General features: G+C 71.6%; 6 protein-coding genes. 4 read left to right on the top strand and 2 right to left on the bottom strand.

The window, feature by feature from the left end:
• Positions 1-95: 95 nt before the first annotated feature.
• The 3 genes from GT030_RS04280 to GT030_RS04270 all read left to right on the top strand — a co-directional run bounded on the left by GT030_RS04280 (position 96) and on the right by GT030_RS04270 (position 3648).
• Entirely contained in the window at positions 96-1889 is a 1794-nt protein-coding gene (locus GT030_RS04280) for a DEAD/DEAH box helicase (protein WP_161199915.1), read from the top strand.
• A gap of 277 nt (positions 1890-2166) precedes the next feature.
• On the top strand, positions 2167-2808 hold the full coding sequence (locus GT030_RS04275) for a helix-turn-helix domain-containing protein (RefSeq protein ID WP_161199914.1): 642 nt from the start codon (positions 2167-2169) through the stop codon (positions 2806-2808).
• Positions 2809-2856: 48 nt separating this feature from the next.
• Positions 2857-3648, top strand: coding sequence for a S16 family serine protease (locus GT030_RS04270; RefSeq protein WP_161199913.1), 792 nt, complete (start codon positions 2857-2859; stop codon positions 3646-3648).
• Here the strand turns inward: GT030_RS04270 and GT030_RS04265 are convergent.
• Complete coding sequence (locus GT030_RS04265; protein ID WP_161199912.1) at positions 3645-4121, bottom strand: Lrp/AsnC family transcriptional regulator; 477 nt, start codon at positions 4119-4121, stop codon at positions 3645-3647. The two genes, GT030_RS04270 and GT030_RS04265, sit on opposite strands and share 4 nt — an antisense overlap.
• A gap of 123 nt (positions 4122-4244) precedes the next feature.
• Here GT030_RS04265 and hppD point away from each other — a divergent pair, with 123 nt between their 5' ends.
• Positions 4245-5390, top strand: coding sequence for a 4-hydroxyphenylpyruvate dioxygenase (gene hppD, locus GT030_RS04260; RefSeq protein WP_161199911.1), 1146 nt, complete (start codon positions 4245-4247; stop codon positions 5388-5390).
• A 52-nt stretch (positions 5391-5442) separates the two neighbouring features.
• Here hppD and GT030_RS04255 read toward each other — a convergent pair.
• A partial coding sequence (locus tag GT030_RS04255) for a tetratricopeptide repeat protein (protein ID WP_161199910.1) occupies positions 5443-6608 on the bottom strand: 1166 nt, incomplete at its 5' end.

Below are 6608 nucleotides of genomic sequence, written 5' to 3'. Positions count from 1 at the left end.
CGCCCCGTCCGAGCACGGCGGAGCCGGTGGCGCCGGTAGGGTGGCCCGGTTGTCATACGTAGCCGAGTTGCCCTACGCCCCCACCCCCGGAGACCGTGACTACCACCGCCGCTTCCGCCTCGAACCATCTGTCCCCCGCCTTTCCCGGCCGGGCCCCCTGGGGCACCGCCAGCAAGCTGCGTGCCTGGCAGCAGGGGGCGATGGACAAGTACATCCAGGAGCAGCCGCGTGACTTCCTCGCCGTCGCCACCCCCGGCGCCGGCAAGACGACCTTCGCGCTGACGCTGGCCTCCTGGCTGCTGCACCACCACGTCGTGCAGCAGGTGACCGTCGTCGCGCCGACCGAGCACCTGAAGAAGCAGTGGGCGGAGGCCGCCGCGCGGATAGGGATCAAGCTCGACCCGGAGTACAGCGCGGGCCCGGTCGGCAAGGACTACCACGGGGTCGCGGTCACCTACGCCGGTGTCGGCGTACGCCCGATGCTGCACCGCAACCGCTCCGAGCAGCGCAAGACGCTGGTGATCCTGGACGAGATCCACCACGCCGGTGACTCCAAGTCGTGGGGCGAGGCGTGCCTGGAGGCGTTCGAGCCCGCGACCCGGCGTCTGGCGCTCACCGGTACGCCGTTCCGTTCGGACACCAACCCGATCCCCTTCGTCACGTACGAGGAGGGCAACGACGGCATCCGGCGCTCCGCCGCCGACTACACCTACGGCTACGGCAACGCGCTCGCCGACCACGTCGTCCGCCCCGTCATCTTCCTCAGCTACAGCGGCCAGATGCGCTGGCGCACCAAGGCGGGCGACGAGATCGCCGCCCGGCTCGGCGAGCCGATGACCAAGGACGCGGTCAGCCAGGCGTGGCGCACCGCGCTCGATCCGCGCGGCGAGTGGATGCCGAGCGTGCTGCGCGCCGCCGACCAGCGGCTCACCGAGGTCCGTAAGGCCATCCCGGACGCCGGCGCCCTCGTCATCGCCTCCGACCAGGACTCCGCCCGCGCCTACGCCAAGCTGATCCGCGAGCTGACCGGCACCAAGGCCACCCTCGTCCTCTCCGACGACGCGGGCGCCTCCAAGCGCATCGACGACTTCAGCGCGAGCAACGACCGCTGGATGGTCGCCGTCCGCATGGTGTCCGAGGGCGTCGACGTGCCCCGGCTCGCCGTCGGCGTGTACGCCACCACCATCTCCACCCCGCTGTTCTTCGCCCAGGCCGTCGGCCGGTTCGTACGGTCCCGGCGGCGCGGCGAGACCGCGTCCGTGTTCCTGCCGACCGTCCCCGACCTGCTGACCTTCGCCAACGAGATGGAGAAGGAGCGGGACCACGCCCTCGACAAGCCGAAGAAGCAGGGCGAGGAGGACCCGTACGCCGAGTCCGAGAAGGAGATGGACGAGGCGAACAAGCAGCAGGACGAGGACACCGGCGAGCAGGAGCAGTTCTCCTTCGAGGCGCTGGAGTCCGAGGCCGTCTTCGACCGCGTCCTCTACGACGGCGCCGAGTTCGGCATGCAGGCCCACCCCGGCAGCGAGGAGGAGCAGGACTACCTCGGCATCCCCGGACTGCTGGAGCCCGAGCAGGTGCAGTTGCTGCTGCAGAAGCGGCAGGCCCGGCAGATCGCGCACAGCAAGAAGCGGCCGGACACCGAGGCCGACCTGCTGGAGCTGCCCGCCGAGCGGCGCCCCGTGGTCAGCCACAAGGAGATGATGGAGCTGCGCAAGCAGCTCAACACCATGGTCAGCGCCTACGTCCACCAGAGCGGCAAGCCGCACGGCGTGATCCACACCGAGCTGCGCCGGGTCTGCGGCGGCCCGGCGAGCGCGGAGGCGACCGCCGGCCAGCTCAAGCAGCGCATCGCCAAGATGGGGGAGTGGGCGACCCGGATGCGCTGAAACGTGCGCCGGGCGTATGCGGACGAACACTGGCAGGCCGGAACCGGCCCTGACCGGATTCTGGACCGAGTCTTCCGCTGAGCGGACCGGCTCGCTACTGTCCCGCTACGCACACGCCCCGTGGCAGCGCCGCCGCGGAGCGCAGCCGTGAAGCGACGGGCCCGTCAGCCGCCGGGCCGTCCTGCCGATCGGCGGCCTCTGATACGCGTCGCCGACGGGGCTCGGTGACGCGCGCCGCTCGGAGGGCGCCGGCCTCACCGCAGAAGGAGGGGGCGTCGTGACCGCGGAGACCTCCCAGACGCTCGACCGGGGACTGCGCGTCCTCAAGCTGCTCGCCGACACGGACCACGGCCTGACCGTCACCGAGCTGTCCGGCAAGCTCGGGGTGAACCGGACGGTGGTGTACCGGTTGCTGGCCACGCTGGAGCAGCACGCGCTCGTCCGCCGCGACCTCGGCGGCCGCGCCCGCGTCGGGCTGGGGGTACTGCGGCTCGGCCGCCAGGTGCATCCGCTGGTACGGGAGGCTGCCCTGCCCGCGCTGCGCTCGCTGGCCGAGGACATCGGCGCCACGGCCCATCTGACCCTGGTCGACGGTACGGAGGCGCTCGCCGTCGCCGTGGTCGAGCCGACCTGGACGGACTACCACGTCGCCTACCGCGCGGGCTTCCGCCACCCCCTGGAACGCGGCGCCGCCGGCAAGGCCATCCTGGCCGCCCGCCAATCCCCGGCCCCCGACCCCGGCTACACCCTCACCCACGGCGAACTCGAGGCCGGTGCGAGCGGCGCCGCGGCCCCCCTCCTGGGCGTCACCGGCGTCGAGGGCAGCGTGGGAGTCGTCATGCTGACCGACGCGGTCCCGGAGCGGGTGGGCCACCGCGTGGTGGAAGCGGCGAGGGAGGTCGCGGACGCGCTGAGGTAGTACGCACCGGCCAAGCTCGGAGCAGAAGCCGCGCGTTAGATTTACTCCGTGCTCTCACGTCTCTCGCGTTCCCGGATCATCGCCCTGTGTTCTCTGCCTGTCGTGGGGCTGGTGGCCGTCGCGGTGTTCGCGCCGTTGCCGTTCTCGGTGGCTCAGCCGGGGATGACGGCGAACGTGCTGGGGAAGAACGACGGGACGCCGGTGATCACGGTGGCGGGGGCGCCGACGCGGAAGACGTCGGGCGAGCTGCGGATGACCACCATCGAGGCGACCTCACCGGGTACGCGGGTGTCGCTCGGGCAGGTGGTCGACAACTGGTTCCGCAGCGACCGCGCGGTGATGCCGTACGACGCGGTGTACCCGACCGGGGACACGATCAAGGAGATCGAGAAGCACAACACGGCCCAGATGCGGCAGTCGCAGGACGCGGCGACCACCGCGGCGCTGGACCACCTGCGCAAGGACCCCGACGACGTGAAGGTCACCCTGCGCCTCGCCGACGTGGGCGGCCCCAGCGCGGGCCTGCTGTTCAGCCTGGGCGTCATCGACAAGCTGGACGGCGACGGCAGCGGCGGCGACCTCACCGGCGGCCGCACCATCGCCGGTACCGGCACGATCGACGCGGACGGCAAGGTCGGTGCGGTCGGCGGGGTGGCCCTGAAGACACAGGCCGCCCGCCGCGACGGCGCCACCGTCTTCCTGGTGCCGAAGGCCGAGTGCGCCGACGCCCGCACCAACCTGCCCAAGGGCCTGCGCCTGATCCCGGTCACCAATCTCGACGGCGCCGTGGACTCCCTGGTCGCCCTGGAGAAGGGCACCGGCAAGATCCCCAGCTGCTAGTCGAGCGCTTCCCCCGCCGCCTGCTCCACCAGCGGGATGATCCGCAGCGGCACCGGGCTCTCCATCACGATCGCCGTGGAGGCCCGCACGATGCCGTCGAAGCCGACCACCCGGTCGATGACCCGCTGCAGATCGGCGTTGGAGCGGGCCACCAGCCGGCACAGCATGTCCCCGGTACCGGTCGTGGTGAGCAGCTCCAGCACCTCCGGCACCCCGTCCAGGTACGCCCGTACGTCCGCCCCCTGCCCCTGCCGGATCTGCAGAGTGGCGAACGCGGTCACCGGATAGCCGAGCGCCGAGGGGTCCACCTGCGGCCCGAAGCCCCGGATCACCCCGCGCGAGCGCAGCCGGTCCAGCCGGGCCTGGGCGGTGCCGCGCGCCACCCCCAGCCGCCGGGACATCTCCAGCACCCCGATCCGCGGCTCCTCGGCCAGCAGCACGATGATCTGCCCGTCCAGATGATCGATCGCCACGACGTCCTCCCCGGATGGTCATCCTGTACAGAAAGCCCGCCGGTACCGCCGTAAGGCTTAACAGAGTGACCAGCGAATACGCGAACTATTGCGCACCTTGCAGAGCGGGGCCACCCTTCGAGCATGACGCAGACCACTCAGCACACTCCCGACACCGCCCGGCAGGCCGACCCCTTCCCGGTCAAGGGAATGGACGCGGTCGTCTTCGCCGTGGGCAACGCCAAGCAGGCCGCGCACTACTACTCCAGCGCCTTCGGCATGCGCCTGGTCGCCTACTCCGGCCCGGAGAACGGCAGCCGCGAGACGGCGAGCTACGTCCTGGAGAACGGCGCCGCCCGGTTCGTGTTCACCTCGGTGATCCGCCCCGCCACCCCCTGGGGCGAGTTCCTCGACCGGCACGTCGGCGAGCACGGCGACGGCGTGGTGGACCTCGCCATCGAAGTGCCGGACGCCCGCGCCGCGTTCGCCTACGCCGTCGAGCACGGCGCCCGCCCCCTCACCGAGCCGTACGAGGTGAAGGACGAGCACGGCACCGTCGTCCTGGCCGCCATCGCCACCTACGGCGAGACCCGGCACACCCTGGTCGAGCGCGCCGGCTACGACGGCCCGTACCTCCCCGGCTTCGTCGCCGCCGACCCGATCGTCGAGCCGCCCGCCCGCCGCACCTTCCAGGCCATCGACCACTGCGTGGGCAACGTCGAACTCGGCAAGATGGACGAGTGGGTGGCGTTCTACAACAACGTCCTCGGCTTCACGAACATGAAGGAGTTCGTGGGCGACGACATCGCCACCGAGTACAGCGCGCTGATGTCGAAGGTCGTCGCGGACGGCACCCTGAAGGTGAAGTTCCCGCTCAACGAGCCCGCCGTCGCCAAGAAGAAGTCCCAGATCGACGAGTACCTGGAGTTCTACGGCGGCCCCGGCGTCCAGCACATCGCGCTGGCCACCAACGACATCGTGCAGACGGTACGCACCATGCGCGCGGCCGGCGTCCAGTTCCTCGACACCCCGGACTCCTACTACGACACCCTCGGCGAGTGGGTCGGCGACACCCGCGTGCCGATCGAGACGCTGCGCGAGATGAAGATCCTCGCCGACCGCGACGAGGACGGTTACCTGCTGCAGATCTTCACCAAGCCGGTCCAGGACCGGCCGACGGTGTTCTTCGAACTCATCGAGCGCCACGGCTCGATGGGCTTCGGCAAGGGCAACTTCAAGGCTCTGTTCGAGGCCATCGAGCGGGAGCAGGAGAAGCGGGGCAACCTGTAACCCGCTTCTCACAGACTGAGTTGGGGGCGCGAGGAGCGGTCGCGCCCCCAACTCACAGCACGTCGGCGGGCAGTGGCCCCTCGCTCATCTCACCCATGTCCTGCAGCGCCGCCCGCGCCTCGGGCGCCCACAGCGGCGAGAACGCCGGGTTCACCATCAGCGCGTCCTCCAACTGCAACCGGGCGGAGCCGTACCGCTCCAGCTCGTACTCGATCATGCCCCGGTGGAAATCGTGCAGCGCGCTGCGCACCCCGCCGCCCTTGGTCTTGTCGGTCGCGGCGGTGGCGAATTTCAGCGCCTCCTTGTCCTCGCCCGCCCGGTGCAGCGCCCAGCCCAGCGCGTCGGCCACCTCGATGCCGGGATGTTGCTTGTACTCCGCACGCAGCCGGGTCACCGCCTCCCGCGGGTCACCGTGGTCGGCCTCCAGCCGGCCGAGCAGCAGCTCCTCGTCGACGCCGTCGGAGGCCGACTTCTCCGCCCGCTTCCGCACCAGCGCGTAGTGCGCCTCGGCGTCCCGGGTGCGGTGCAGCGACTCGTACAACTCGGCCAGCTCCAGAGTGACTTCCGCGTCCGGCCGCTTCGCGAGGGCCTCGCGGTACGCGGTGAGCGCGTCGGCGGTACGGCCCCGGGCGGCGAGGGCGCGGGCCTTGCCGGCACCCGCCGTCGCCTCGGCCGGGTCCAGGCGAAGGGCCTCCGCGAACTGTTCGAGAGCATCCGTGAGGTCGCCGCGCTCCCAGGCCAACTGACCGACCCCGGCACGGTAGGCCGCCTGCTCGGCAGGTGTACCGGCGGCCGCCGCCGCATCCGTGAGCTGGGCCATCGCGTCCTCGCGCCAGCCCCGGTCCCGGTACACGGCCGACGCCCGCGCCATCACGGCCGGGCGGTCCGCGGGGGCGGTGCGCAGCGCCATCAGCCTGTCCAGGGTCTTCCGGGCGGCGGTGTAGTCACCGAGCCCGTTGTACGCGTCGATCAGCGGGGGATACGCCGACCAGCGCTTCGGGGTCAGCTTCAGCGCCTGCTCCCCGTACCGCTTGGCCGCCGCGAAGTCCCGGCGGGCGTTGGCCAGCGCGGTCATCCCGGCCAGCGCCTCCGTGTTCTTCGTGGCGCGCGCCTTCAGTGAGGTGCCGAGCGCCCGCTCGGCGCGCGGGAGGTCGGCCGCGTCGGCGGTGCGGTTCGCCCGGGCCACGTAGGCCGCGCCGAGCACCGCCCAGGCGCGGG

The organism is Streptomyces sp. SID1328 (assembly GCF_009865595.1).
Classification (GTDB): Bacteria; Actinomycetota; Actinomycetes; order Streptomycetales; family Streptomycetaceae; genus Streptomyces; species Streptomyces griseoluteus.
Note: the sequence above shows the minus strand (reverse complement) of the source record. Positions and strands in the feature narration are given on the sequence as shown.

What these genes read in the sequence shown, in the direction of transcription:
- hppD (WP_161199911.1), top strand. Translation starts at nt 4,245, where the DNA reads ATGACGCAGACCACTCAGCACACTCCCGACACCGCCCGGCAGGCCGAC.